A 25,532-nucleotide genomic window follows, 5' to 3' on the forward strand; every position below is an offset into this window, starting at 1 on the left:
CTGGGCGGGCGATAAACAGTGGAAGTGGCGCGGGCTTGAGCGCTTCGCGCTTCATGGCCAAGCGGGGCTGGCGCGTCCGGCGAACCCGGGTGTATGAAGTTTTTTCTTACTTATGGAGCCTGGCCGCATGGCGCTCGACGCGGAGACCAAAGCCTTTCTCGACCTGGCGGACGCCGAGATCGGTCCCTGGACCGCCGCCCGCGCCGCCGAACGGGACCTGGTCCTTCCGCACGCCATCCTGCCCGGCGTGATCGACAACGTCGCCCTGCTCCGCGCCCAGACCGCCCTGTTCGTCGGCGTGCTCGGTGAAGCGACCGGCGAAACGCCGGAGACGTTCCAGCCGTGAGCTTCTGCAGCGTCGTCGAAATCGCCGGCGAGGTCAGCGCCGGCCGCGTCACCGCCCGCGCCGTGACCGAGGCCACCCTATCGCGCATCCGCCGCCTGGACGGCGGGATCAACGCCTTCACCGCCGTGACCGCCGATCGAGCCCTGGCGGCGGCCGATGCGGTCGACGCCGACCTCGCCGCCGGCCGCCCCGTCGGGCCGTTGGCCGGCGCTCCGGTGGCGGTGAAGAACCTGTTCGACATCGACGGTCTGCCGACCCTTGCCGGCTCGAAGATCCGTCGCGACGCCGCTCCGCCGACACGCGACGCCACGTTGGTCAAGCGCCTGACCGCCGCTGGGGCCATCCTGGTGGGCGCGCTGAACATGGACGAGTTCGCCTATGGCTTCGTAACCGAGAACGCCCACGACGGACCGGTCCGCAACCCGCACGACCCGACGCGGATCGCCGGCGGCTCGTCGGGCGGTTCGGCGGCCGCCGTGGCCGCGGGTCTCGTGCCGCTGACTTTGGGTTCGGACACCAACGGCTCGATCCGCATCCCGGCCGGCCTGTGCGGCGTCTTTGGCCTCAAGCCCACCTACGGCCGCCTGTCGCGCCAGGGCGTCTTCCCGTTCGTCGAGAGCCTGGACCATGTCGGCCCGTTCGCGCGATCGGTCGAGGACCTGGCCTTGGCCTACGACGTCCTGCAAGGCCCCGATCCCGAGGGTGACGCGATCTGCGTGCGGGAGGCCGAGCCGCTCAGCGAACGCCTCGCGCAACTGGCCGAGCGGCCCCTGCGCGTCGGCGTGCTGGGCGGCTGGTTCCAGCAAGGCGCCTTCCCCGAGGTGCTGGAGGCCCTGGGCCGTGTCGGCGCGGCGCTGAAGGCCGACGACCTTGTCACCCTGCCCGGCGCCCAGGCCGCCCGCGCGGCGGCCTTCTGTCTGACCGCCTTCGAGGGCGGAGAACTGCATCACGACGACCTGGCCAAGCGGGCCATGGACTACGACTCGGCGGTGCGCGACCGCCTGCTGGCCGGCGCCCTGCTGCCCGAGGGCGTCCACCAGGCGGCCCAGCGCTTCCGCACGATCTTCCGCGACGAGGTGCGGGAGGCCTTCCAGCGCTACGACGTGCTGCTGGCCCCCGCCTCGGTCTGCCCCGCCCCGCCGATCGGTCAGGCGACCATGGACATGGACGGGGTTCCGGTCTCGGTGCGCAAGAACCTGGGCGCCTTCACCCAGCCGATCAGCTATGTCGGCCTGCCGGTGGTGGCCGCGCCGGTGAATCGTCCCGGACAGCTGCCGATCGGCGTGCAGATCATCGCCCCGGCCTGGCGCGAGGACTTGGCCTTCGCCGCGGCCTTGCGCCTGCAGCGCGACGGCGTCGTGGCCGCCCATGCCCCGAAAGGCGCCCTATGATCATCAATGATCCCGCCGTGCTGGCCGAGGTCACCGCCCTTGTCGACGCCTACGAGGCGGCGCTGATGACCAACGACGTCGCGTCCCTGGACGGCGCGTTCTGGAACTCAGCCCACACGGTGCGCCTGGGCGTGGCCGAGAACCTGTGGAGCTTCGACGAGATCGCCGCCTTTCGCGTCGGCCGGGCCGGCGGCTCGCCGCCGCGCACGCGGCTGCGCACCGAGATCACCACCTTCGGCGCGGACTTCGCCGTCGCCAATGTCGCGTTCCGCCGCGACGACACCGGCAAGATCGGCCGCCAGAGCCAGACCTGGATCCGCACCGCCGACGGCTGGAAGGTCGCCTCGGCCCACGTGTCCCTGATGCAGTCGGGCGGGGACCAGCGCCTCGCCTCGAACGAAGAAAAGCGCTAGAGCCTCCGCCAATGAACGCCCAGACTTCGACCCCGACCAAGATCATCTTCGACACCGATCCCGGCATCGACGACGCGATGGCCCTGCTGTTCATCGAGGCGAGCCCCGCCCTCGACCTGATCGCGGTGACGACCATCTTCGGCAATTCCGACATCGACACCACGACGCGCAACGCCCTGTACCTGAAGCGCCGCTTTGGCCTGACGGCGCCGATCTACAAGGGGACCGGCAAGCCGCTGACCCGGCCGCGCAATCCCTCGCCAACCTTCGTGCACGGCGAGAACGGTCTGGGCGACGTCGAGCTGACCGGCCACGTCCCGGACCAGCCGGAAGCCAAGCCCGCCCACCAGGCGATCATCGATCTGGCCCGCCAGTATCCGGGCGAGGTGGTGCTATGCGCCGTCGGCCCGCTGACCAACCTGGCCTTGGCGCTGAAGGCGGATCCGGAAGTCGCCACCTTGCTGAAGTCCGTGGTCATCATGGGCGGCGCGTTCGGCGTGGCCGGCAAGCCGGGCAACGTCACGCCCGTCGCCGAGGCCAACATCTGGAACGATCCGGAGGCCGCCGACCAGGTCTTCACCGCGCCCTGGAACCTGACCGCCGTCAGCCTGGACGTGACCACCCAGGTGGTGATGTCCCCGGCCTACATGGAAGCCCTGGCGGCCGGCGGCAGCGACGCCGGCGGGTTCCTCAACGAAATCTCCAAGCCCTACGCCGCCTTCTACGGCGGCCGCGACGGCATCGTCGGCTGCTGCGTCCACGACGCCGCTGCAGTGGCCTTCGTGATCGATCCGACGCTGTTCACCGTGCGTCGCGGTTCGGTGCGCGTGGTGACCGAGGGTGTGGCGCTGGGCCAGACCTGCCAGAAGGCCGAGGGCGAACTGTTCGGGCCGTCAGCCTGGGATGACCAGCCGATCCAGGCGGCGACCGTGGCGGTGGATGGCGATCGCCTGCTCAAGCTTTACGCGGAGACGATGAAGGCGGCGCACGGGTAGTTAAGATCCTCCCCGTTGGGGGAGGATTTAGTGTTTCCGCCACCGCTCCACGCCCGCCAGATACGTCCGGGCCACCACCCGGTCATCGCCCAGCACCGTCAGCGCGAAGAGCTTGTTCTCCAGGCTCCGCGTCTCGGCCAGGCGGCGCGCCAGCAGTGGCGTCGCGGCCAGGTCCAGGACCACGAAGTCGGCTTCCTTGCCGGGCGCCAGGTTGCCGATCTTGTCGTCCAGATCCAGCGCCCGCGCCCCACCCAGGGTGGCCAGGTACAGCGCGTGGAACGGGTCCAGCGCGTCGCCGCGCAGCTGGCCGACCTTGTAGGCCTCGCCCAGGGTGTGGAGGATCGAGAAGGTCGTGCCAGCCCCGACGTCGGTGCCGATGCCCACCTTCACGCCGTGCGAGCAAGCCTCCTCCAGCGGGAACAGACCCGAGCCCAAAAAGAGGTTCGACGTCGGGCAGAACGCCACCGCCCCGCCCTTGGCCGCCATTCTCTGGAAGGCCTCGCCCTTCAGGTGGACGCAGTGGGCGAAGACCGAGCGCTGACGCAACAGGCCGAAGCGGTCATAGACGTCCAGATAGTCCCTGGCGTCCGGGAACAGCTTGGCCGTTTCCTTGATCTCGTGAAGGTTCTCCGAGAGGTGGGTCTGCATCCAGACGCCCGGATGCTTCTCCAGCAGCTCGCCGGCCATGGCCAGTTGCGCGTCGCTGCAGCTGATCGCGAAGCGCGGCGTGACGGCGTAGCCCAGCCGTCCCTTGCCGTGCCAGTCGGCGATCAGGGCTTCCATGTCGGCGCGGCTGCTTTCCACCGTGTCCGTCAGCCCGTCCGGCGCGTTGCGGTCCATCAGCGATTTGCCGGCGATCAGCCGCATGTTCCGTTCGAAGGCCTCGGCGAACAGGGCGTCGACCGAGACCTTGTGCACCGAGCCGAACACCAGGGCCGTCGTCGTGCCGTTGCGCAGCAGCTCGTCGAGGAAGAACGCCGCCGTCTCGGCCGCATGCCCGGGATCGGCGAAGGCCGCCTCGGCCGGGAAGGTGTGCTGCTCCAGCCAGTCCAGCAACTGCTTGCCGTGGGCGGCGATGACGTCGACCTGCGGGAAGTGGATGTGGGTGTCGATAAAGCCGGGCGTGATCAGATATCCGGTCAGGTCTTCAGGCTCGACGCCGTCCAGGCGCGGCGCGAGGTCCGCGTAGTCGCCGCAGCCGACCACACAGCCGTCCTCGACCAGCAGCAGGCCGTCCTGGTGGAAGGCGACCGCGCCCTCCGCGTTCTTGGTCGGATCATCCAGAAGGTGGAGGATCGACGCCCTATAAGCTTGCACTGTGGCTCTCGTCGTTGCGGACTCGCGTCGCTTCCTGGCGCATCAGGAGGTCGGCCGCCACCGAAACCGCGATCACCTCCGGCGCCTTGCTCTTCAGATGCGGCAGGCCGATGGGACAGGTCAGACGGGTCAGCACGGCCTCCGAGAAGCCATCGTCGCGCAACCGGCTCATGAACCGGGCGCGCTTGGTCTTCGAACCGATCACCCCAAAGTAGCTGAACCCACCGCCGGCCAGGCCGGCCGAGACCAGGGCGTAGTCCAGGGCGTGGTCGTGGGTCAGCACCAGGCCGTAGGCGTCGGCGCTGGCGCCCATCGCCTTGGCGGCCAGCTCGGCGGGCGCCAGGACGGTGACGCCGGGGATCTCGGCCGTCTCGGGACGGCTGTCGAACCAGGAGAGGCGAAACGGCAGCGGTTGGAAGGCCCGGGCGATCGCCTGGCCGACATGGCCGGCGCCGAACAGCAGCAGCGGCGGACGCGGCGCGTCGGCGCGCTCGACCATCACATCGCCCAGCTCGGGCCGAGCTCCGCGCGCGGTGGCGGGCGCCTCACCGAACGAGACGACCGGCCCTTCGGCCTCGGTGGACAGGATCGGCGCAACGGACTTGGTCAGCAGGCCCGGATCGAAACGGGTGCGCACCTCGAACGGCTGGGCCGCGTCCATGCGCTTGGCGGCTTCGGTCAGCCAGTCGCGGCTGTTGTCGTTCAGGCGCTCCAGGAACAGGCGCACGCGGCCACCGCAGCACTGGGCCAGCAGTGGGCCCAGCGGATAGTCCTGGATCGCGAAGTGGGCCTGGCCGCCGTCCAGCATCCGGCGCGCCTGGTCGGCGGCGCGGTGCTCCAGATTGCCGCCGCCGATGGTGCCGGACTGGCCCTCGCGCCAGACGACCATCTTGGTCCCGGCCTCGCGCGGAGCCGAGCCCTCGGTGGCCAGCACCGTGACCAGGGCGGCCTCGTCGTGGGCGTCGAGACGGGCCAGGGCGGCGCGAGCCCAGTTACGCATGGCGCGCCCTCGCTCGCACGTCCTCGCACGCCATCAGGATCGCCTCCGGCGTCGCCGGCGCGTCGAGCTTCGGCAGGAGCTTGTAATCGCCGACGCTGGCCACGGCGTGGTTGATCGCGCTGTAGACCGAGATCGCCAGCATCAGCGGCGGCTCGCCCACGGCCTTGGACCGGTGGACCGTGGCCTCGACATTCCGGCCGGCCTTCCACAGACGGACATCCAGATGCGCCGGCCGATCGCCGCAGGTCGGGATCTTGTAAGTCGAGGGCGCATGGGTCCGCAGGCGGCCTTGGGCGTCGTAGACCAGTTCCTCGGTCGTCAGCCAGCCCATGCCCTGAACGAAGCCGCCCTCGATCTGACCCAGGTCGATGGCCGGGTTCAGCGACTTGCCGACGTCGTGCAGGATGTCGGCGCGGGTGACCTTCATCTCGCCGGTCAGGGTGTCGATCAGCACCTCGCTGCAGGCCGCGCCATAGGCGAAGTAGTAGAACGGCCGGCCCGTGTGGGTGGCGCGGTCGTAGTGGATCTTGGGCGTGGCGTAGAAGCCGGTCGCCGACAGCGAGATTCGCGCCAGATAGGCCTGACGGATGAACCAGCCGAACTCGAAGGTTTCGGCCCCGACGCGGACACCGGCTGGCGTGAAGGCGACGTCGTTCGGCTCGACGTCCCACTTGCCGGCGGCGAACTCGACGAGGCGGCCCTTGATGGTCTCGGCCGCGTTCAGGGCCGCCATGCCGTTCAGGTCCGCGCCCGAAGAGGCGGCGGTGGCCGACGTGTTGGGCACCTTGTCGGTGACGGTCGAGGTCACCTTGATCCGCGCCATGTCGACCTGGAAGGCCTGGGCCACCACCTGGGCGACCTTCACATGCAGCCCCTGCCCCATCTCGGTGCCGCCGTGGTTCAGCATGATCGAGCCGTCGGCATAGAGATGGATCAGGGCGCCGGCCTGGTTCAGGAAGGTGGTCGTGAACGAGATGCCGAACTTCACCGGCGTCAGGGCGATGCCCTTCTTCAGCACGGGGCTGGTCCTGTTGAACGCCTCGATCTCGCGCCGGCGGGTCTCGTAGGCGCACGAGGCGGCCAGTTCGTCGATCAGCTGCGGCGCGACATTGTCTTCCACCACCTGGCCGTAGGGCGTCAGGTCGCGGCCCTCGCCGCCATAGAGGTTGCGGCGACGCACCTCCAGCGGGTCGATGCCGAGCTCGGCCGCCACGGCGTCCATGACGCGTTCGATGGCCAGCATGCCCTGCGGCCCGCCAAAACCCCGGAAGGCGGTGTTCGACACGGTGTGGGTCTTGAAGCGATGCGACAGGATCTCGACCGCCGGCAGGAAATAGGTGTTGTCGGCGTGGAACATCGCCCGGTCGTTAATGGCCATCGACAGGTCGGTCGTCGCCCCGCAGCGCGAGGCCAGCTCCAGCGACAGCCCCGTCAGCCGTCCCTTGTCATCGAAACCGACGTCGTAGGCGGCCTCGAAGTCATGCCGCTTGCCGGTCATGACCATGTCCTCGTCGCGATCTGGACGGGCCTTGGCCGGCCGGCCCGTCTTCACGGCCACCAGGGCGGCGGCGGCGGCGAACAGCGAGGCCTGCGTCTCCTTACCGCCGAAGCCGCCGCCCATGCGGCGCACCTCGACGGTGACGCAGTGGTCGGGCTTGCCCAGCACGCGGGCGATCAGGTGCTGCACCTCGGTGGGATGCTGGGTCGACGACCAGACGTGGACGTCGCCGTCCTCGCGCGGGGTCGCCAGGGCGATCTGGCCTTCCAGATAGAAGTGGTCCTGGCCGCCGATCGCGAACTTTCCCTGGACGCGACGTGGCGAAGCCGCCAGCGCGGCCTGGGCGTCGCCGCGCGCCATGCGCTGGCTGGCCTCGATGGTCAGGTCCATCGCGCGGGCGGCGGCGATGTCTATGGCGGCCGGCAGGTCCTCGTATTCGACCACGGCCTTGGCGGCGGCGGCGCGCGCGGCGGCGATCGAGGTGGCGGCCACGACGAACAGGCTCTGGCCGACGCAATAGACCTCGCCGGCGGCGAACAGCCTGTCGTCGTGGATGACCGGGCTGACGTCGTTCTCGCCGGGAATGTCTTCGGCCGACAGGACCAGCACCACGCCGGGCGAGGTTCGCACGGCCGACAGATCCATTTTCGTGATCTTCGCATGAGCTTTCGCGCTCATGCCGAAGGCCAGGTGCAGCAGGCCGGCCGGCTCGGGCATGTCATCGATATAGACCGCCGAGCCCGCCACGTGGCGCGAAGCGCTGTCATGCGGCAGGGCCGCGTGCACGCCCTGAAACGGCGCGGCCTCGATCACGGGGCTAGTGGCCGCGGAGTCAGCCATGGGCGCTCTCCGGCATGACGCGCGTTTCCGCGCTGGGGTCCTGGCTCTCCAGGAACACCTTGCGCAGCATATTCCTCGCCGTCAGCGACCGGTAGGCTGACGAGGCGCGCATGTCGCTCATCGGCTTGTAGTCGCTGTCGAGCGCGATCATCGCCGCCTCGACCGTGGCCTCGGTCCAAGGTCGGCCGACCAGCGCCGCCTCGCAGGCCTTGGCCCGCTTGGGTGTGCCGGCCATGCCGCCGAACGCGATGCGGGCGTCGGTGACAACGCCGCCCTCCACCGCCAACGAGAACGCCCCGCACACCGCCGAGATGTCCTGGTCGAAGCGCTTGGACAGCTTGAAGACCTTGAAGATCCGGCCATCGGGAAGTTTCGGCGCGAACACCGCCTCGACGAACTCGCCCGGCCGGCGGTCCTGCTTGCCGTAGTCGAGGAAGAAATCCTCCAGCGCCATCTCGCGCCGCTGGTCGCCCCGGCGCAGGACCAGGGTCGCGCCCGCCGCGATCAGGGCCGGCGGCATGTCGCCGATCGGCGAGCCGTTGGCGATGTTGCCACCGATCGTGCCGCTGTTGCGCACCTGGGTGGACCCCAGCCGCCGCATCATCGCGCCCAGATCCGGATAGAGCTTCGCCATCGCCTCGATGGCGTCGACATAACGGACGCCCGCGCCGATGCGCAGGCCTTCGGCGGTCTCGTCCAGCGCCTTCAGCTCGGCGACCTCGGACACGCTGATCAGAGTCGGCAGCGGCTTGCGCAGCTTGGTGACCCACAACCCGACATCGGTCGCCCCGGCCACGATCGTCGCATCCGGATGCGCCAGATAGGCCCGCGCCAGCTCGTCCATCGTGCGTGGCGACAGCCAGGTGCGGGTGACGCCATGGACTTCGTCGTCGAAGCTCAGCGCCAGCATCGTCTCGTCGCGCACGCGTGACAGGTCGACCGTCGGCGCGGCCTCGGCCTCGACGCCCTTGGCCACCTCAATGATCGGGCCATAGCCGGTACAACGGCACAGATTCCCGGCCAGCACCTCGCCGACCGGCGCGCTCGCGCCCTTGGCGGCGATCGCGCGGCTGTACAGCGACATGACGATGCCCGGCGTGCAGAAGCCGCACTGCGAGCCGTGCTTGTCGACCATGGCCTGCTGGACGGGATGCAGCGCGCCCGCCTTCGCCAGGCTCTCGACCGTCAGCAGCGCCTTGCCGTGCAGCATCGGCAGGAACTGGATGCAGGCGTTGACCGCCCGCCAAGCCACCGCGTCGCCCCCCTCTTTAGTTTTGGCACCCTCGCCCACCAGCACGGTGCACGAACCGCAATCGCCCTCGGCGCAGCCCTCCTTGGTCCCCGTGCGGCGCATCGGGCCACGCAGGTGCTCCAGCAGGGTGGTCGTCGGGTTCGCGCCCCGGACCTCCTGGACCTCGCCATCGAGCAGGAAGCGGATCGTCTCGCCCATCAGCTGCCCCGGTAGGTCGAATAGCCATACGGCGAGACCAGCAGCGGCACGTGCCAGTGCTGCTCGACATTCGAGACGGCGAAGTCGATGACCACCACGTCCAGGAACGGCGGCTCGGTGACCGACAGGCCGGACGCCTTGAAGTGCTCGCCGATCGCGAACTCCAGGCGATAGGCGCCGACCGCCAGGTCCTCGCCGGCGACAAGCCGCGCACGCCCATCGGCGTCCGTGCGGAATTCCGCCATCGGCGTGACGTCGGAGCCCTCGCGCCGCGACACCCGCACCACGACGCCAGCCGCGGGCTTTCCAGCCGCCTGGTCGAGGATATGTGTCGTCAGTCCGCCCATGCGCCGCCCTCTGATGGCCTGTTCGTTTCGATCTCGGTCGCTCCGGGCGCCTTTGTCCAGCGCCTTGCCCCATACGGGTCGCGCCGGAAGGAGGAGCGCTAAACAAGGGGGCGTCAGGCGCCCGAAGCACAGGCATTATATAATAGATTTATTACTTGTGAGAGCCCATATCGCCGGTCGTCGATGTTACCGCTATCAGACATCGCGCCCTTCGCGCGGCGCATAGGGTTGGAAAACCCGCCCATCCCCGTTAGCTAGACCCCTGAACGGCCCGCGCGCGAGACGGGCCGCGCGACGATGCGCGCAGAGGCTTCAAGAGGAACACCGATGGACGAGGATTTCCGCAAGGCGGCGCTGGACTACCACCGTCTCCCGCGGCCCGGGAAACTGGCGATCGAAGCCACCAAGCGGATGGCCACCCAGCGCGACCTCGGCCTGGCTTACTCTCCCGGCGTCGCCGCGCCCTGTGAAGCCATCGCCGCCGATCCCGACACCGCCCGCGACTACACCGCGCGCGGCAATCTGGTGGCCGTGATCTCGAACGGGACCGCCGTCCTGGGCCTGGGCAATATCGGTCCGCTGGCCAGCAAGCCGGTGATGGAGGGCAAGGCCGTCCTCTTCAAGAAGTTCGCCGGCATCGACGTGTTCGACATCGAGGTCGACGCCGAGGATCCCGATCGCTTCATCGAGGTGGTCGCGGCCCTGGAACCCACCTTCGGCGGCATCAATCTCGAGGACATCAAGGCCCCCGAGTGCTTCATCATCGAGCGCACCCTGCGCGAACGGATGAACATCCCGGTCTTCCACGACGACCAGCACGGCACCGCCATCGTCTGCGCCGCCGCCGTCCGCAATGCCCTGCTCGTCCAAGGCAAACAGCTGAAGGACGTCAAGCTGGTCACCTCGGGCGCCGGCGCGGCCGCCCTGGCCTGCGTCGACCTGCTGGTCTCGATGGGCCTGCCCGTCGAGAACGTCACCCTGACCGACATCAAGGGCGTCGTGTACGCCGGTCGCGACGACGACATGCTCGACAACATGGCCCGCTACGCGCGCCAGACCGACGCCCGCACCCTGTCCGAGGTGATCGCCGGCGCCGACATCTTCCTGGGCCTTTCTGCCCCGCGCGTGTTCAAGGCCGAGTGGCTGCCGATGCTGGCGCCCAATCCGCTGATCCTGGCCATGGCCAATCCCGAGCCGGAGATCCTGCCCGAACTGGTCCAGGCCGCCCGGCCCGACGCCATCATGGCCACCGGCCGCAGCGACTACGCCAACCAGGTCAACAACGTCCTCTGCTTCCCTTTCATCTTCCGCGGCGCGCTGGACGTCGGCGCGTCCGAGATCAACGAGGCGATGAAGGTCGCGGCCGTCGAGGCCATCGCCGAACTGGCCCGCGCCGAGGCCTCGGAAGTCGTCGCTTCGGCCTATGGCGGCGTCGCGCCGATGTTCGGCGCGCAGTACATCATCCCCAAGCCGTTCGACCCGCGCCTGATCCTGCAGATCGCCCCGGCCGTGGCCAAGGCGGCCATGGACAGCGGCGTGGCCACCCGCCCGATCGCCGACTTCGACGCCTATCGCCAGGAACTGGAGCTCTTCGTCTATCGTTCGGGCCAACTGATGCGCCCGGTGTTCGAACGGGCCCGCAAGGCGCCGGTCAAGGTCGCCTATGCCGAGGCCGAGGACGAGCGCGTGCTGCGCGCCGTGCAGACCGTGGTCGACGAGGGTCTGGCCCATCCGGTGCTGGTCGGCCGCCGCGCGGTGATCAAGGCCAAGATCGAGGAGTTGGGCCTGCGCCTGGACATCGGCAAGGTCGAGATCGTCGATCCCCAGGCCGACAAGGCGTTGTTCGCGCCGCTTGTGGCCGACTATCAGCGCCTGGTCGGCCGGCGCGGCGTGCCGCCGACGGCCGCCGAGCGTCGCGTCGAGGGGCGCCGCACGGTAGCCGCCTCGATGCTGCTGGCCTCGGGTTATGTCGAGGCCGCCCTGGTCGGCGGCAGCGGCGATTGGTGGCAGCACATGACCTATGTCCTGCCGATCATTCCGCGTCGCGAGAACGTCAGCCGCGTCTATGCCATGTCGTCGCTGATCCTGGACAACGGCACGCTGTTCTTCTGCGACACCCACGTGAACGTGGACCCGACCGCCGAGCAGATCGCCGAATGCACCCAGCTGGCCGCCGAGGCCGTCCGGCGCTTTGGCCTGACGCCCAAGGCCGCCCTGCTCTCGCACTCCTCGTTCGGGGCCAGCAACTCGCCAACCGCCCGCAAGATGCGCGAGGCCCTGGCCATCCTGCGCGAGCAGGCGCCGGATCTCGAGGTCGACGGCGAGATGCACGCCGACGCCGCCCTCAGCCAGCACCTGCGCGAGCGCATGGTCGCCGACAGCCCGCTGAAGGGCTCGGCCAACCTCTTGGTCATGCCGACCCTGGACGCGGCCAATATCGGCCTGACCCTGCTCAGCGCCGCCACCGAGAGCCTGCTGGTCGGTCCGCTGCTGCTGGGCATGAGCAAGCCCGTGCACGCCCTGGTGCCCAGCGTCACGGCGCGCGGCATCGTCAACCTGACGGCGCTCGCGGTGAACCAGGCCGCCTCGGAGCGCGCCCGCGCCGAGAGCTGAGACGATCCCGAACCTGATCGCGAAAAGCCCCGCCGGCGCGTGCGCTGGCGGGGCTTTTTCTTGCGGCGGTCGGCGTCTTGGAGGCGCCAATCTGGGAGCGTTAGCGGTGAAATTGGCGCTGTCGGCGCGGGTTCGCCTATCGCTCGGAGCCCTTGCCCGAAACGCCAAAAGACCCCGTCCGACACCTCAGCGTCGGCGGGGCCTTCCGAAAGTCTCTGAAAAGGCCGTCCCTCCGGGGCGGCCCCTTCGCCGGACAGCTTAGAGGATGCGCAGGTTGCCGGCCGAGGTCTTGCCCGAGCGACGGTCCTGTTCAAGCTCGTAACCGACTTGCTGGCCTTCGTTCAGGCCGCGCAGACCGGCGCGTTCCACGGCCGAGATGTGCACGAACACATCGCCGCCGCCGTTGTCGGGCTGGATGAAACCGAAGCCCTTGGTGGTGTTGAACCACTTCACGACGCCGGTGCCTTGCTCGCCGGTGCCCGACGAGAAGCCGCCGCCACCGCCGCCGCCGCGCGGACCGTCGAAGCTGCGCGGGGGACGAGCGCCGCCACGAGCGCCACCGCCGCCGCCAGCCGGCACGGCGCCGTGGCCCGTGACGCGCAGTTGACCCGCCGAGGTCTTGCCCGAGCGACGGTCTTCTTCCAGCTCGTAGTTGACTTGATCACCTTCGTTCAGGCCCGCCAGGCCCGAGCGTTCAACCGCGGCGATGTGGACGAACACGTCCTGGCCGCCGTCCTCGGGCTGAATGAAGCCAAAGCCCTTGGCCGGGTTGAACCACTTAACGACACCGTTCGCCATATTATCCTCAAACACCTCAATCGACGGGCTGATAGTCGGCCCGCGTCCTTCCAACGGAAGTCATGACGCAAAACCGCGCCACGCGCTATGGGCTTTGAACGGAGAAAGTCGACGGGAACGCGGCCAAAGCCAGAAAATTTCACGCTTCAGGCAGAGAGCGTTGCCAAAATGCCGCTATAGGTTGCACGTCAGAATATCAAAAAACCCCGGCCGCAATCGGACGGGGTGGCATTCGGCATAGGGACCTTGGGTGCGGGGACAGGATTTGAACCTGTGACCTTCAGGTTATGAGCCTGACGAGCTACCGGGCTGCTCCACCCCGCGTCAGGGTGTTTGATTGTGATGGCAGGGCTTGGACTTAATCGGAGATATCCTTTTGGCGGACCTGGCGGCGACCTACTCTCCCGCGCCTTGAGACGAAGTACCATTGGCCCAGGGGGACTTAACGACCGAGTTCGGAATGGGATCGGGTGGGGAACCCCCGGCAAAGCCACCAGGTCAGCGAAAAGGATATCAGTCGCTCTCTTGCGAGAGCGAAGATTGTGAAGAAGACATCAGTGTCTGAAGTAGAGCCATGCGTTTGCATGGGTTTGACTGAAGAACGATCAAGCCTATCGAGCTATTAGTACCGGTAAGCTCCATGCGTCGCCGCACTTCCACACCCGGCCTATCAACGTGGTGGTCTTCCACGGCTCTCAGCGAGACCTTGTTTTGAGGTTAGTTTCCCGCTTAGATGCTTTCAGCGGTTATCTATTCCACACTTAGCTACCCTGCTGCACAGCTGGCGCCATGACAGGTCCACCAGAGGTGTGTCCATCCCGGTCCTCTCGTACTAGGGACAGATCCTCTCAAGTCTCGTACACCCACGGCAGATAGGGACCAAACTGTCTCACGACGTTCTGAACCCAGCTCACGTACCACTTTAATCGGCGAACAGCCGAACCCTTGGGACCTGCTCCAGCCCCAGGATGTGATGAGCCGACATCGAGGTGCCAAACTTTGCCGTCGATATGGACTCTTGGGCAAAATCAGCCTGTTATCCCTAGAGTACCTTTTATTCGTTGAGCGATGGCCCTTCCACGCAGGACCACCGGATCACTATGGCCGACTTTCGTCTCTGCTCGACTTGTCAGTCTCGCAGTCAGGCGGGCTTATGCCATTGCACTCGACGACCGATTTCCGACCGGTCTGAGCCCACCATCGCGCGCCTCCGTTACACTTTGGGAGGCGACCGCCCCAGTCAAACTGCCCGCCACGCCATGTCCCGGACCCGGATAACGGGCCGCGGTTAGACGTCAGCAACAATAAGGGTGGTATTTCAAGGATGGCTCCACCGGAACTGGCGCCCCGGTTTCATAGCCTCCCACCTATCCTACACATGTTGCTGCTAACGCCAAGGCGAAGCTGCAGTAAAGGTTCATAGGGTCTTTCCGTCTGACCGCGGGAACCCCGCATCTTCACGGGGAATTCAATTTCGCTGAGCCTATGCTGGAGACAGTGGGGAAGTCGTTACGCCATTCGTGCAGGTCGGAACTTACCCGACAAGGAATTTCGCTACCTTAGGACCGTTATAGTTACGGCCGCCGTTTACCTGGGCTTCAATTCAGAGCTTGCACCCCTCCTTTTAACCTTCAGGCACCGGGCAGGCGTCAGACCCTATACGTCGCCTTGCGGCTTCGCAGAGCCCTGTGTTTTTGATAAACAGTCGCTACCCCCTGGCTTGTGCCACTCTCATCTGGTTGCCCAAAAGAGAGTCACGCTTATCCCGAAGTTACGCGTGCAATTTGCCGAGTTCCTTCAGCATAGTTCTCTCAAGCGCCTTGGTATACTCTACCTGCCCACCTGTGTCGGTTTCGGGTACGGTCTCCGTTGGAGTTATTTCCAGGGACCTGTTCACTGCCGGGAGCAATCCAATAAGCCCCGACAATTTACCAGATCCGTCACTTCCAACTGGTTCAGGAATATTCACCTGATTCCCATCGACTACGCCTTTCGGCCTCGCCTTAGGGGCCGACTAACCCTGCGCAGATTAGCTTTACGCAGGAACCCTTGGGCTTTCGGCGAGAGGGTCTCTCACCCTCTTTATCGCTACTCATGTCAGCATTCTCACTTCCGATACCTCCAGCAAGGCTCACGCCTCACCTTCATCGGCTTACGGAACGCTCCGCTACCGCGTACACAGAGTGCACACCCATACCTTCGGCGACTGGCTTGAGCCCCGTTACATTTTCCGCGCAGGTTCGCTTGACCAGTGAGCTGTTACGCTTTCTTTAAATGATGGCTGCTTCTAAGCCAACATCCTGGTTGTCAAAGCAAACCCACATCGTTTCCCACTTAGCCAGTACTTGGGGGCCTTAGATGATGGTTAGGGTTGTTTCCCTTTTCACGACGGACGTTAGCACCCGCCGTGTGTCTCCCGGATAGTTCTCTTGGGTATTCGGAGTTTGATTAGAATTGGTACAGCTCGCGCCGCCCGCATCCATTCAGTGCTCTACCCCCCAAGGAATACGTCCGAGGCACTACCTAAATAGTTTTCGCGGAGAACCAGCTATGTCCAGGTTTGATTGGCCTTTCACCCCTATCCACAAGTCATCCGAGAATTTTTCAACATTCACCGGTTCGGTCCTCCAGTAAGTGTTACCTTACCTTCAACCTGCTCATGGATAGATCACCTGGTTTCGGGTCGTCATGCGACGTACTTATTCGCCCTATTCAGACTCGCTTTCGCTGCGCCTACACCTAACGGCTTAAGCTTGCACGGCACATGAAGTCGCTGACCCATTATACAAAAGGTACGCCGTCACCACGCGCGGTGGCTCCGACTGCTTGTAGGCTTCCGATTTCAGGTTCTGTTTCACTCCCCTTGTCGGGGTGCTTTTCACCTTTCCCTCACGGTACTTGTTCGCTATCGGTCATTGAGGAGTACTTAGGCTTGGAGGGTGGTCCCCCCATGTTCAGACAGGATTTCACGTGTCCCGCCCTACTCGAGTCTGTCGCTATTTGACGCTTACGGGGCTATCACCCACTATGGCTGTGTTTCCCAACACATTCAGCTTTATGTCACGACAGCACTGGCCTGGTCCCGGTTCGCTCGCCACTACTACGGGAGTCTCGGTTGATGTCCTTTCCTCCGGGTACTGAGATGTTTCAGTTCCCCGGGTTTGCTTAATGAACCCTATGTATTCAGGTCATTATACCTTTTCTGATCAACCGATCGCCGCTCCAGCCGAAGCTGAAGCAAAGTCGGGTGACCATAAAGGTGGGTTTCCCCATTCGGAGATAGCCGGATCAAAGGGTGCTCGCGCCTCCCCGGCTCTTATCGCAGCGTGCCACGTCCTTCATCGCCTCTCAATGCCAAGGCATCCGTCAGAAGCCCTTATGCGCTTGATCGTTCTCAGCAAAACCCATGCATAATCGACCCTAGCCGCATCTCGCGGGAAGGGATCGAGCATGAGCTCTACCTTTAGTCAGACAATGATGTCTTCTTAAGTCCATCCTTAAACCAGGTCCGTATCCCAGGGGTGAGCTACGGTTGGCGGAGGAACCCTGCCTTCACAATGTCATTTCGCAGCTGGCTCGAAAGCCAGTGCAAACTTGATCATTCCTCGATCGCGATCTCTTCGACTGTCCGATGACAGGAGAGATGGTGGAGCCAGACGGATTCGAACCGACGACATCCTGCTTGCAAAGCAGGCGCTCTACCAACTGAGCTATGGCCCCTCACACTCGGTGTGAGTTGCTTGCCCAGCGGGAGCTGGTCGGTTGCGGTTCCGTAGGATGGAAGAGTGGTAGGCCCGATAAGACTTGAACTTATGACCTCACGCTTATCAAGCGTGCGCTCTAACCAACTGAGCTACGGGCCCATAGGCCGCTCAGATCAAACCCGACCCTCAGGCCAGGCCCGCTCCAGGGCTCGCGATCGCCTCGACCGCCTAACGGCGACCAAGGAGTGGAAAGAGAAACGAAGACGGCGGCGATCCGCTCATTTGTGCGCATCTAGTGCGCTGTCTGGAGCTTCAATAGTCTCGTGAGAGACTGGAGAAGCATCCTTAGAAAGGAGGTGATCCAGCCGCAGGTTCCCCTACGGCTACCTTGTTACGACTTCACCCCAGTCGCTGACCCTACCGTGGTCGCCTGCCTCTCTTGCGAGTTAGCGCAGCGCCTTCGGGTAAAGCCAACTCCCATGGTGTGACGGGCGGTGTGTACAAGGCCCGGGAACGTATTCACCGCGGCATGCTGATCCGCGATTACTAGCGATTCCAACTTCATGCTCTCGAGTTGCAGAGAACAATCCGAACTGAGACGACTTTTAGGGATTGGCTCCCCCTCGCGGGATTGCAGCCCTCTGTAGTCGCCATTGTAGCACGTGTGTAGCCCACCTTGTAAGGGCCATGAGGACTTGACGTCATCCCCGCCTTCCTCCGGATTAACTCCGGCAGTACGATTAGAGTGCCCAGCCAAACCTGATGGCAACTAATCGCGAGGGTTGCGCTCGTTGCGGGACTTAACCCAACATCTCACGACACGAGCTGACGACAGCCATGCAGCACCTGTGTCCCAGTCCCCGAAGGGAAAACCACATCTCTGTGGCGGTCCAGGCATGTCAAAAGGTGGTAAGGTTCTGCGCGTTGCTTCGAATTAAACCACATGCTCCACCGCTTGTGCGGGCCCCCGTCAATTCCTTTGAGTTTTAATCTTGCGACCGTACTCCCCAGGCGGAGTGCTTAATGCGTTAGCTGCGTCACCGACATGCATGCATGCCGACAACTAGCACTCATCGTTTACGGCGTGGACTACCAGGGTATCTAATCCTGTTTGCTCCCCACGCTTTCGAGCCTCAGCGTCAGTAACGGACCAGTATGTCGCCTTCGCCACTGGTGTTCTTCCGAATATCTACGAATTTCACCTCTACACTCGGAGTTCCACATACCTCTTCCGTACTCAAGACTGCCAGTATCAAAGGCAATTCCAAGGTTGAGCCCTGGGCTTTCACCTCTAACTTAACAGTCCGCCTACGCTCCCTTTACGCCCAGTAATTCCGAGCAACGCTAGCCCCCTTCGTATTACCGCGGCTGCTGGCACGAAGTTAGCCGGGGCTTCTTCTCCGGGTACCGTCATTATCGTCCCCGGTGAAAGAATTTTACAATCCTAAGACCTTCATCATTCACGCGGCATGGCTGCGTCAGGCTTTCGCCCATTGCGCAAGATTCCCCACTGCTGCCTCCCGTAGGAGTTTGGGCCGTGTCTCAGTCCCAATGTGGCTGATCATCCTCTCAGACCAGCTACTGATCGTCGCCTTGGTGAGCCTTTACCTCACCAACTAGCTAATCAGACGCGGGCCGCTCCAATGGCGATAAATCTTTCCCCCGAAGGGCACATCCGGTATTAGCTCAAGTTTCCCTGAGTTGTTCCGAACCAAAGGGCACGTTCCCACGTGTTACTCACCCGTCCGCCACTAATCCCGAAGGATCCGTTCGACTTGCATGTGTTAGGCCTGCCGCCAGCGTTCGCTCTGAGCCAGGATCAAACTCTCAGGTTGAGTTGACATTGACTCCAGCTATTTGACCGAGGGGAAAACCTCAGTCGCGTATCTGGTTTGCATAGTTTCTTGACGAGTTCCCATCACACAATGACCAACACCAAAGCGTCAGCCACCGTATTAATGGTGTCTTCAAGAGACCGCATTTGTCAGCGTCGAAGGTAGACCTAAAGTCTACCGCCAGAGCGCCGCCGCCTGCGTTTCTCTTTCCAAATCAACAATGTCAAAGACCCGAACCGCCGAAGCGGCCCCACCGTTTAGCGCCCAGTGTCGGCGGAGGCGGCTATCTATCCAACCTCGTATCTCGTGTCAAATCGTTTCTTGAAGAAACTCTCCGACTTTCTCCGCCGGTCCAGCCCGAAGGCTTTTTGCGGAGCCGGCAGCTTCTAAAGAAGTCACCGGAGCCAGTCAAGCATCTTTTTCAAAGAAAAGAGAAGCTCTTCTGGAGCGAAATACTTGGAAGCTCTTGCGAACCTCTTTGTATTTCTGGGAGGGCGGCTTCTAACGAAGCAGAACTCCCGGGTCAACCAGCCTTTTCATTTTTGTTTCCTTGGCGACCGAGGTCGCTTCAGAGCGCAAAAACCACCCGAGGCGCGCCATGACGGAGCGCCGCAAGCCCGAAAGGATTCGATTGAGGCTGCGGAACTTAGCGATCCACTTTCCGAAACGCAAGCCCCGAAGGCCAAGGTTTCGTCCGGCGGGCCGTGGCCCCGAAGCGAGGGGCGGCTTCTAGAGGTCGATTTCCCACCTCGCAAGCGGGGAATCTCGATTCCATCCCCAGGACGGCCATTCCCCTGTGCATGAACGCCGTCACACGGGACTTGCGTCCGGGCCGAGCGTACCTCAGAAGGCTGAGCACTCCGAAGCGTCGCCGTCTCTCGCGACGACGCTTATATAAGGTAGCCGGCGTCCATGTTGTCCCAGAAGGCGCGCTACGCCCTGCGCGCGATGATCGAGCTGGCCCGCGAAGACGGGCAGGTGACGGCCGGCGAACTGGCCGAACGCGCCGACGCTCCGCGCAAGTTCCTGGAAGCCATCCTGCTGTCGCTGTCGCGCGAAGGCCTCGTGGTCAGCCGGCGCGGCAAGTTCGGCGGCTACGTCCTGGGCCGTCCGGCCGAGGAGATCAGCTTCGCCGAGATCATCCGCCTGGTCGACGGCCCCCTGGCCCTGACCCCCTGCGTCAGCCGCACGGCCTTCCGCCGATGCGAGGACTGCCGCGACCTGGCGACCTGCGCCCTACGCGAGGCGCTGCTGCGCGCGCGCGACGCGACCGCCGCGGTGCTGGAAGGCTACAGCGTCGCCGACGCCGCCCAGGGCGCCGGCGCCGAGCTCATAGAAGGCTGAGCGCTCTCTATATAGCGCGGGACCGATATAGGCGCGGGGCTGGCTACGGCTTCGCTGCTTGAGCGATCCGCGCGCCTAGCAGCGTATGAGAAGCGCCCTCTCTCTATATATAGACACGCTCCACCCGTGATCCTCGCTCAAGCGGCGAAGCGGTAGCGAGGATCACGCCGGCGGGCCTCAGCCCGCCGCGATATAGGCCTTGAGGCCGTCGGCCTCGGCCTGGGTCTCGCTGATCTTGTACTTCACCAGGTCGCCGATCGAGATGATCCCGGCCAGGCGCTCGCCCTTCACCACCGGCAGGTGGCGGATGCGACGGTCGGTCATGCGCTCGAGCAGCACGTCGATCGACTCGTCCGGCTGGGCGAAGACGACGCTGGACGTCATGCAGCCGGAGATCGGCTTGGACAGGGCCGAGGCCCCCTCCTTGGCGATCACGCGGACGATGTCGCGCTCGGACAGAATCCCGACCACGGCCTCCTTGTCGTCGACCACCACCATGGCCCCGACACGCCTTGTATGAAGCAACGCCGCCGCGGCGCCGACGGTCTCCTGCGGGGAGGCCGTGAACACGAGATCGCCCTTATCTTTCAGGATCTGAGAAACCAGCACTGCGCTTCTCCCTTGTTCTTTAGGGAACGAGGGTCTCGCAAAGCGGCTGCTTGATCAATGGGGATCGATCGTCCCGGCCGGCGGACCGGTCCAGCGCGCGAACGGTCCGATCAACAGGACGCCGACGACGAAGCCCACCAGATGCGCCTCCCAGGCCACCGCGCCGGTCCCCATGGTCAGCAGGCCGCCGGCCACGGCCATGACCAGATTGACCACCAGCCAGCCCAGGCCCAGCGAGATCACGCGCGGCCCCAGGATCGGTCCGACCTGTCCCGGAGAGTCCATGGTCCGGGCCGCCGCGCCCATCAGGCCCGAAACCGCGCCCGAGGCGCCGATCACCGCGCCGGCCGAGTCCGGGTGGATCATCGCGTAGCCGACACCCGACAGCGCGCCGCAGGCCAGATAGAACAGGCAGAAGATCGCCCCTCCCCGGCCGTCCAGCCCCAGCAGCCGCGCCACCGGCGCTCCAAAGGCCAGGGCGAAGGCCGCGTTCATCAAGGCGTGGACCCAGCCCCCGTGCACGAACATCATGGTGATCGCGCCGGTCCAGCGGCCGGCCCAGAACTCCCGCGGGATCAGGGCCAGGGACTCGATCGTCGCGTCGCCGGCCTTCAGCAGAAGGGCATGCGGGACGATCACGGCCGCCACCGCCAGCAGCGCCGGCCAGGGCGCGTTGAAGATAGGCTCGGGGCGCTGGTCGGTCATGGCCCCTATCTAAGGTCTTCCGCGACGATTCGAAGCGCGGTCGCCTCCTAGGGTCCAATTTCTTGGCGGCTGGCGCTCTAAGCCCGCTCGGCGGGCGCGGACCGGCCGTCGACGCGGCCTTCGCTCCACAGCGCGACCTTCAGCAGCAGTTCGCGCGGACTGATCGGCTTGCCGACGTGGTCGTCCATGCCGCTGGCGCGATAGAAGGCGACCTGGTCGGGCAGGACGTTGGCGGTCAGGGCGATGATCGGCGTCGCCGCCGCCTCGCCCTGCAGGCTCCGGATCGCACGGGTGGCGGCCAGACCATCCATGCGCGGCATCCGCACGTCCATCAGGACGAGGTCGTAGCCGCCCGAGGCCACCGCCTCGACAGCGGCGTAGCCGTCGGCCACGACGTCGACCTCGTGGCCCATGGCGCGGATCAGGGTTCCGATCAGCTCGCGATTGGCCTCGTTGTCGTCGGCGACCAGCAGCTTCAGCGGCCGGGCGAGCGCCTGCGCCGTCTCGGCCTCGGCCCGTTCGGGGGCGACGGCCAGCGGCAGGTCCAGCACGCACCAGAAGCGCGCGCCCTGCCCGGCGATGCTGTCGACGCCGATCTCGCCGCCCATCAGTTCGACGATCTCCTTGCTGATCGCCAGTCCAAGCCCGGTCCCGCCGAACTTGCGCGCCACCTCGGGTCCCGCCTGGGCGAAGCGGTCGAAGACCGTGTCCAGCATGGCCGCCGGCACGCCGACACCGGTGTCGGACACGGCCAGCTCGAGACGCGCGAAACCGGGCGCGGCGCCCTCGCGATGCTTGACGCCAAGGGTAACCGAACCCGTCCCGGTGAACTTGACCGCGTTGCCCAGGAAATTGACCAGCACCTGACGCAGGCGATCGCCATCGCCTTCCAGCCATTCGGGACAGCTCGGGTCGACGCGCAGGCTGAGGTCGAGCCCCTTGGCCAGGGCCTGCGCCTCGAACATGCCGGCCACCTTGTTCAGCAGCGTCCGCAGCGCGAACGGCCGGCGGTCCAGGTCGACGCCGCCGGCCTCCAGCTTGGCGAAGTCGAGGACGTCGTTCAGCGTCTCCAGCAGCACCGTGCCCGCGTCGTGGATCCGCCCCAGGCGTCGCTGCTGCTCGCCGTTCAGCGGCGAGGCCGCCAGCAAGTCGGTGAAGCCCAGGATGCTGGTCAGCGGCGTGCGCAGCTCGTGGGACATGTTGGCCAGGAAATCCTGGCGCGCGGCCATGGCCGCCTCGGCCCGCTCGCGCGCCTCTGCCAGGGCCGACTGGGCCTCGACCTCCTCGGTGATGTCGGTCTCGTTGACCAGCACGCACAGCTCGCCGGTGACGGGGTCGGGGGTGCGGCGGGCGGTCAGGCCGTGCCAGCGCTCGCCCTGCAGGGTGATCACCCGATAGGCGCCCTCGACCGCCTCGCCAGCCAGGGCCGAGCTCCATAGCGCGCCGGCCGCGTCACCATTGGCGAAGATGTCGGAGAACCGCACGGTCTCGCCCGGATAGGCGGCCACGGACGCGGGGTTGCCGAACACGCGAAAGCCGTCGGCGTCATATAGAGAGACGAGCGCGCTGGTGTGCCGAAGCGCCTCGATGGCCCGCTGCTGCTCGGCCTCGGTCTCGACCCGCGCGCCTTCGAACAGCATGGCGTGACCACCGCCAGGCAGGGCGATCCGCGAAATGGTGGTCTGCACGACGACGGGGACGCCGTTCGGATAGAAGGTCCAGCGCTCCTCGACCGACGCCCCGCCCTCGATGCGGGCGGAGATGTCGTCCATGCGCGTACGCACGGCGGCCGACTGGTCGGCGAAGTCCCGCGCCAGCAGTTCGTCCAGCGTCGCCGCGCCCCACAGGTCCAGCGCCGCGCGGTTCGCGTAGACCTTGCGCTTGCGGGTGTCGTCGAACACCCAGATCGGCCGGCGCAGCTGATCGAAACCCAGACCCAGCAGGCCGGGAACATCAGAAGCAGCAATCTTCTCCGGGTTCGACGTCAAGGCGAGTACTTGTGCTCCGTCAGGTCAAGTTTGTAGCAAGCTCACGCTTGGCGAGCCGTTAACAAGCCAAATTGTCGCGGTCGCGGACCAACGTTCCCCGACCGAAGTCCCCGTCAATCTGGACCTTGATTTTGACGTTTCCTCGGCGCGCGGCCTGCTATACGCCCCTCACCTCCGCGACATTCCGCCGCCGTAAGCTTCGAAGACCTCATCTAGATCGACATGGCATCCCCAACTCGCGCGCCCGTTCTCGCCCTCAAGGACGTCCGTCTTGCCGACGGCGCCAAGCCGCTGTTCGACGGCGTCGACCTAGCCCTGGAGCCGCGCGTGCGCGCCTGCCTGGTCGGTCGCAACGGCGCGGGCAAGAGCACCCTGCTGAAGATCCTGGCCGGCCAGGGCGCCGAGGCCGACAGCGGCGAGCGCTCGGTCCAGCCCGGCGCCAGGATCGTCTATGTCAGCCAGGAGCCCGAGATCACCGGCGAGACGCTGCTGGACTACTGCACCGCCGGCGGCGCCCAGGACTACGAGGCCCAGGCCGCTCTGGCCGACTTCGGCCTGGATCCCGAAAAGAGCGCCAAGGGCCTGTCCGGCGGCGAGACCCGCCGCGCCGCCCTCGCCCGCGCCTTCGCCGAGCAGCCCGACGTGCTGCTGCTGGACGAGCCGACCAACCACCTGGACATCTTCGCCATCCAGACGCTGGAAGACGAGCTGGCCGCCTCCAAGTGCGCCGCCCTGATCGTCAGCCACGATCGCGCCTTCCTGAACCGGGTCACCGAGCGCTGCTTCTGGCTGGAGCACCGCAAGATCCGCCGCCTGGACAAGGGCTTCGCCGAATTCGAGGCCTGGGCGGATCAGGTCGTGGCCGCCGACGCCGAGGAGGCGCGCCGCCTGGACAAGGTGCTGGAACGCGAGAACGCCTGGCTGGCGCGCGGCGTCCAGGGCCGCCGCGCCCGCAACGAGGGCCGCCGCCGCGCCCTCCTGGCCCTGCGCGCCGAGAAGAAGGACCGCCAGAGCGAGCTGCGCGGGACCATGACCATGGCGGTCGAGTCCTCGGGGACCTCGGGCAAGCGCGTGGTCGAGGCCAAGGGCGTGACCAAGCGTTTCGGCGAGCGGACCATCGTCGAGAACTTCTCGACCCGGATCATCCGCGGCGATCGCGTGGCCCTGGTCGGTCCGAACGGCGCGGGCAAGACCACCCTGGTCAAGCTGCTGCTGGGCGAACTGCCGCTCGACGCCGGTACGGTGCAGCTGGGCACCAACCTCGAGGTCTCGTACATCGACCAGGCCCGCATGGCCCTGTCGGACAAGATCACCGTCTGGGACTTCCTGACCCCCGGCGGGGGCGACTCGATCATCGTGCGCGGCCAGGCCAAGCACGTGGCCGGCTACGCCAAGGAGTTCCTGTTCACCGAGGCCCAGTTGCGCCAGCCGGTCACCAGCCTGTCGGGCGGCGAACGCAACCGTCTGCTGCTGGCCCGGGCCCTGGCCAATCCCACCAACCTGATGGTGCTGGACGAGCCGACCAACGACCTGGACATGGACACGCTGGACTTGCTGGAGGACCTGCTGGCCGACTTCGACGGCACGCTGATCCTGGTCAGCCACGACCGCGACTTCATCGACCGGCTGGCCAGCTCGACCATCGCCCTGGACGGCAAGGGCAAGATCGTCGAGACGCCCGGCGGCTGGACCGACCTGATGGACCAGAACCCGGACTTCTTCAAAGCCACCAAGAGCGGCGCGTCGTTCGCCCCGGTGTCGAAGTCGGCCCCCGCCGCGCCAGCGCCGCCCCCGAAGAAGACCGTCAAGCTCTCCTACAAGGACCAGCGGCGGCTGGAGGAGTGCGAGGCCCTGATCGCCAAGAGCCCGGCGATCATCGCCAAGTTCGAGCAGACCCTGGCCGATCCCAACCTCTACAGCCGCGATCCGGCGGCCTTCGACAAGACCATGAAGGCCCTGGACAAGGCGCGCGCCGACCTGGAGCAGGCCGAGCTGGAATGGCTGGAGCTGGAGGAGAAGAAGGAAAGCCTGGCCAACGGCTAAGCCTGCGACAGAACGCCGCATAGCGGGCTCGCGAGCCGGTTTTGGCCCTTCTTTCTGGCCGTTTAGCGGCGCATCGCGCCGCGCGGGCATACCCTTGAATTGTGAACGTGGCCATGCATTGTCAGCGCGGCACAACGTAAGCGCGATGAAAATACAATCGCTTAGGTGTCGGCGCGCGTCGGAGGCGTCCTGCGGCGAAACGACACAGAAGACGATAACCCGGCAACCGGGTCGGGCGCGGACGTATTGATGATGGCGTCGTTCCGGCGATCAAGGCGCGCGGGCGGCGCAAGTCG

16 protein-coding genes, 3 tRNA genes, 3 rRNA genes and 1 pseudogene are annotated in these 25,532 nt (G+C 65.7%); 7 read left to right on the forward strand and 16 right to left on the reverse strand.

Annotated elements, in window-relative coordinates; genetic code table 11:
• The first annotated feature begins 127 nt into the window (after nucleotides 1–127).
• The 4 genes from K8940_RS16920 to K8940_RS16935 are packed head-to-tail and all read left to right on the forward strand — an operon-like array spanning nucleotide 128 to nucleotide 3,145.
• Nucleotides 128–346 (forward strand): hypothetical protein, encoded by a 219-nt coding sequence (locus K8940_RS16920; RefSeq protein ID WP_223391245.1) that lies wholly within the window; start codon nucleotides 128–130, stop codon nucleotides 344–346.
• Nucleotides 343–1,737: an AtzE family amidohydrolase gene (locus K8940_RS16925; protein ID WP_223391246.1), complete on the forward strand. Its 1,395-nt coding sequence runs from the start codon at nucleotides 343–345 to the stop codon at nucleotides 1,735–1,737. Before K8940_RS16920 ends, K8940_RS16925 begins: the two co-directional genes overlap by 4 nt.
• Nucleotides 1,734–2,150 (forward strand): oxalurate catabolism protein HpxZ, encoded by a 417-nt coding sequence (hpxZ, locus tag K8940_RS16930; protein ID WP_223391247.1) that lies wholly within the window; start codon nucleotides 1,734–1,736, stop codon nucleotides 2,148–2,150. The genes K8940_RS16925 and hpxZ overlap by 4 nt, the downstream gene beginning before the upstream one ends.
• Nucleotides 2,151–2,161: 11 nt before the next feature.
• A complete protein-coding gene (locus K8940_RS16935; RefSeq protein WP_223391248.1) occupies nucleotides 2,162–3,145 on the forward strand; it encodes a nucleoside hydrolase in 984 nt (327 codons plus the stop codon).
• A 27-nt stretch (nucleotides 3,146–3,172) separates the two neighbouring features.
• Here the strand turns inward: K8940_RS16935 and guaD are convergent, their stop codons facing one another.
• From guaD to uraH, 5 genes are read right to left on the reverse strand one after another with little or no spacing between them, the layout of a single operon-like run.
• On the reverse strand, nucleotides 3,173–4,462 hold the full coding sequence (gene guaD, locus K8940_RS16940) for a guanine deaminase (protein WP_223391249.1): 1,290 nt from the start codon (nucleotides 4,460–4,462) through the stop codon (nucleotides 3,173–3,175).
• Nucleotides 4,449–5,462 (reverse strand): xanthine dehydrogenase accessory protein XdhC, encoded by a 1,014-nt coding sequence (gene xdhC, locus K8940_RS16945; RefSeq protein ID WP_223391250.1) that lies wholly within the window; start codon nucleotides 5,460–5,462, stop codon nucleotides 4,449–4,451. The genes guaD and xdhC overlap by 14 nt, the downstream gene beginning before the upstream one ends.
• The gene (gene xdhB / locus K8940_RS16950) at nucleotides 5,455–7,800 is read right to left on the reverse strand and encodes a xanthine dehydrogenase molybdopterin binding subunit (protein ID WP_223391251.1); all 2,346 of its coding nucleotides are present in this window, start codon (nucleotides 7,798–7,800) and stop codon (nucleotides 5,455–5,457) included. The genes xdhC and xdhB overlap by 8 nt, the downstream gene beginning before the upstream one ends.
• Nucleotides 7,793–9,250 carry a xanthine dehydrogenase small subunit gene (xdhA, locus tag K8940_RS16955; protein ID WP_223391252.1) on the reverse strand — a complete coding sequence of 486 codons (1,458 nt, stop codon included), beginning with the start codon at nucleotides 9,248–9,250 and terminating at the stop codon, nucleotides 7,793–7,795. The genes xdhB and xdhA overlap by 8 nt, the downstream gene beginning before the upstream one ends.
• On the reverse strand, nucleotides 9,250–9,597 hold the full coding sequence (gene uraH / locus K8940_RS16960) for a hydroxyisourate hydrolase (protein ID WP_223391253.1): 348 nt from the start codon (nucleotides 9,595–9,597) through the stop codon (nucleotides 9,250–9,252). Before uraH ends, xdhA begins: the two co-directional genes overlap by 1 nt.
• A 327-nt stretch (nucleotides 9,598–9,924) precedes the next feature.
• Between uraH and K8940_RS16965 the strand changes: the two genes are divergently transcribed.
• Nucleotides 9,925–12,210: an NADP-dependent malic enzyme gene (locus K8940_RS16965; RefSeq protein ID WP_223391254.1), complete on the forward strand. Its 2,286-nt coding sequence runs from the start codon at nucleotides 9,925–9,927 to the stop codon at nucleotides 12,208–12,210.
• A 258-nt stretch (nucleotides 12,211–12,468) separates the two neighbouring features.
• On the opposite strand, the gene K8940_RS16970 is transcribed toward K8940_RS16965, so the two are convergent.
• From K8940_RS16970 to K8940_RS17005, 8 genes and pseudogenes are all read right to left on the reverse strand, one after another.
• Complete coding sequence (locus tag K8940_RS16970; RefSeq protein ID WP_035017693.1) at nucleotides 12,469–12,663, reverse strand: cold-shock protein; 195 nt, start codon at nucleotides 12,661–12,663, stop codon at nucleotides 12,469–12,471.
• Between the two features lie 141 nt (nucleotides 12,664–12,804).
• Nucleotides 12,805–13,008, reverse strand: a pseudogene (locus tag K8940_RS16975) (cold-shock protein); the annotation flags it as partial.
• Nucleotides 13,009–13,255: 247 nt separating this feature from the next.
• Nucleotides 13,256–13,332 (reverse strand) — tRNA-Met (locus K8940_RS16980).
• 59 nt (nucleotides 13,333–13,391) lie between these two features.
• Nucleotides 13,392–13,506, reverse strand: a 5S ribosomal RNA gene (gene rrf / locus K8940_RS16985).
• Nucleotides 13,507–13,609: 103 nt separating this feature from the next.
• A 23S ribosomal RNA gene (locus tag K8940_RS16990) occupies nucleotides 13,610–16,398 on the reverse strand.
• Nucleotides 16,399–16,652: 254 nt separating this feature from the next.
• Nucleotides 16,653–16,728, reverse strand: a tRNA-Ala gene (locus K8940_RS16995).
• Nucleotides 16,729–16,794: 66 nt separating this feature from the next.
• Nucleotides 16,795–16,871, reverse strand: a tRNA-Ile gene (locus K8940_RS17000).
• Between the two features lie 190 nt (nucleotides 16,872–17,061).
• A 16S ribosomal RNA gene (locus K8940_RS17005) occupies nucleotides 17,062–18,547 on the reverse strand.
• The 16S, 23S and 5S rRNA genes sit together here with 3 tRNA genes alongside, the layout of an rRNA operon.
• A gap of 912 nt (nucleotides 18,548–19,459) precedes the next feature.
• Between K8940_RS17005 and K8940_RS17010 the strand changes: the two genes are divergently transcribed.
• Nucleotides 19,460–19,891, forward strand: coding sequence for an RrF2 family transcriptional regulator (locus K8940_RS17010; RefSeq protein WP_223391255.1), 432 nt, complete (start codon nucleotides 19,460–19,462; stop codon nucleotides 19,889–19,891).
• Between the two features lie 177 nt (nucleotides 19,892–20,068).
• On the opposite strand, the gene K8940_RS17015 is transcribed toward K8940_RS17010, so the two are convergent.
• From K8940_RS17015 to K8940_RS17025, 3 genes are all read right to left on the reverse strand, one after another.
• Nucleotides 20,069–20,500: a CBS domain-containing protein gene (locus K8940_RS17015; RefSeq protein WP_223391256.1), complete on the reverse strand. Its 432-nt coding sequence runs from the start codon at nucleotides 20,498–20,500 to the stop codon at nucleotides 20,069–20,071.
• 54 nt (nucleotides 20,501–20,554) lie between these two features.
• Nucleotides 20,555–21,205 (reverse strand): rhomboid family intramembrane serine protease, encoded by a 651-nt coding sequence (locus K8940_RS17020; RefSeq protein ID WP_223391257.1) that lies wholly within the window; start codon nucleotides 21,203–21,205, stop codon nucleotides 20,555–20,557.
• Between the two features lie 77 nt (nucleotides 21,206–21,282).
• On the reverse strand, nucleotides 21,283–23,193 hold the full coding sequence (locus tag K8940_RS17025; protein ID WP_223391258.1) for a PAS domain-containing hybrid sensor histidine kinase/response regulator: 1,911 nt from the start codon (nucleotides 23,191–23,193) through the stop codon (nucleotides 21,283–21,285).
• 222 nt (nucleotides 23,194–23,415) lie between these two features.
• Between K8940_RS17025 and K8940_RS17030 the strand changes: the two genes are divergently transcribed.
• Complete coding sequence (locus tag K8940_RS17030) at nucleotides 23,416–25,236, forward strand: ABC-F family ATP-binding cassette domain-containing protein (protein WP_223391259.1); 1,821 nt, start codon at nucleotides 23,416–23,418, stop codon at nucleotides 25,234–25,236.
• The last annotated feature ends 296 nt before the right edge of the window (nucleotides 25,237–25,532 follow it).

Origin of the sequence: Caulobacter segnis (assembly GCF_019931575.1) — a bacterium.
Lineage (GTDB): Bacteria > Pseudomonadota > Alphaproteobacteria > Caulobacterales > Caulobacteraceae > Caulobacter > Caulobacter segnis_C.

Excerpts from the sequence above, each read along its gene's own strand:
- K8940_RS16920 (WP_223391245.1), top strand. The coding sequence starts at position 128 with ATGGCGCTCGACGCGGAGACCAAAGCCTTTCTCGACCTGGCGGACGCC.
- hpxZ (WP_223391247.1), top strand. The coding sequence starts at position 1,734 with ATGATCATCAATGATCCCGCCGTGCTGGCCGAGGTCACCGCCCTTGTC.
- K8940_RS16935 (WP_223391248.1), top strand. The coding sequence starts at position 2,162 with ATGAACGCCCAGACTTCGACCCCGACCAAGATCATCTTCGACACCGAT.
- xdhC (WP_223391250.1), bottom strand. The coding sequence starts at position 5,462 with ATGCGTAACTGGGCTCGCGCCGCCCTGGCCCGTCTCGACGCCCACGAC.
- xdhB (WP_223391251.1), bottom strand. The coding sequence starts at position 7,800 with ATGGCTGACTCCGCGGCCACTAGCCCCGTGATCGAGGCCGCGCCGTTT.
- xdhA (WP_223391252.1), bottom strand. The coding sequence starts at position 9,250 with ATGGGCGAGACGATCCGCTTCCTGCTCGATGGCGAGGTCCAGGAGGTC.
- uraH (WP_223391253.1), bottom strand. The coding sequence starts at position 9,597 with ATGGGCGGACTGACGACACATATCCTCGACCAGGCGGCTGGAAAGCCC.
- K8940_RS16965 (WP_223391254.1), top strand. The coding sequence starts at position 9,925 with ATGGACGAGGATTTCCGCAAGGCGGCGCTGGACTACCACCGTCTCCCG.
- K8940_RS17010 (WP_223391255.1), top strand. The coding sequence starts at position 19,460 with ATGTTGTCCCAGAAGGCGCGCTACGCCCTGCGCGCGATGATCGAGCTG.
- K8940_RS17020 (WP_223391257.1), bottom strand. The coding sequence starts at position 21,205 with ATGACCGACCAGCGCCCCGAGCCTATCTTCAACGCGCCCTGGCCGGCG.
- K8940_RS17030 (WP_223391259.1), top strand. The coding sequence starts at position 23,416 with ATGGCATCCCCAACTCGCGCGCCCGTTCTCGCCCTCAAGGACGTCCGT.